At 75.5% G+C, this 1,036-nt stretch carries 1 protein-coding gene; it reads right to left on the minus strand.

From position 1 onward, the window contains the following. A partial coding sequence (locus tag E2E34_RS34565) for an FHA domain-containing protein (protein WP_138905751.1) occupies positions 1-1,036 on the minus strand: 1,036 nt, incomplete at both ends.

Below are 1,036 nucleotides of genomic sequence, written 5' to 3' on the forward strand. Positions count from 1 at the left end.
TGGACGCGGTCGCCGTCCTGGAGCGGGACGGGGACGTAGGGCTGGATCGGGTCCTCGGCGCCGTTCACCGTGGTGCCGTTCGTCGAGTTCTGGTCGACGACCGCCCAGGAGCCGTCAGGCTGCTGGACCAGGACCGCGTGCTGGTGCGAGACGCCCGGGTCCTCCGGGGGCACGGCCAGGTCGATGTCGGGCGCCTCGCCCGTGCTGTGGCGGCGGCGGCCGATGGTGACCTGGTTGCCGGTGAGCGGGCGCTGCTGCTCGGGCGAGTACGCGGGCAGGTTGAGGCCCGCGGCGTCGGGGCCGCTGCGCTGCATCATCGCCATGAAGTACTCACGGTCGGGACCCACGGTCGCGGTCCAGCCGGCCGGAGCGGGCGCCTGCCCCGGGTACTGCTGCTGAGGGGGCTGCGACTGCTGCGGCGCCTGCTGCTGGTGAGGCGGCTGCTGATGCGGCGGCTGCTGGTGTTGCTGGTGCGGCTGCTGCTGAGCTTGCTGCTGCTGCGAGGGCGGGGGCAGCATCCAGTCGTCGTCGCCGTTGCGGTCCCGCTGCGGGGGCGCCAGCGGCTGCTGGGGCTGCGGCGGCGCCTGCTGCTGGAACGACGGCGGCGGGCCCGGCTGCTGCTGGAACGGCGGCTGCTGGAAGGCCTGCGGCGGCGCCTGCCGCCCCGACTGCTCGGGCGCCAGCGGCTCGGCCGGCCGGTTCATCTGCGACGGGCGCGAGCCCTGGTACTCGTACGACGGCGGCGGGCCCTGCGGCTGCCCCTGGGGCCGCGCCTGGAAACCGGGCGGCAGGTTGAGGCCGGGAGCCGGACCGGAGTTCTGCGGGGCCACGGGCGTGTAGGAGGTCGCCGTGTTCGTGAGGTAGTTCCAGCGGCACTCCTCACAGAACGGAGCCATGGCCTCGCGCGGCGTGCGGCACTGCGGGCAGATCTCCGCCTGGGCGGTGGCGTCGGGCCCGGGCGGCGGGAAGCCGTAACCGGAACCGGGGCCGGGCGCGGAGGCGGGCCCGGGACCGGGGCCCTGCGGGTAGCCGTAAC

It is taken from the genome of Streptomyces albidochromogenes, from assembly GCF_005981925.1.
In the GTDB taxonomy this organism is placed as follows: domain Bacteria; phylum Actinomycetota; class Actinomycetes; order Streptomycetales; family Streptomycetaceae; genus Streptomyces; species Streptomyces albidochromogenes.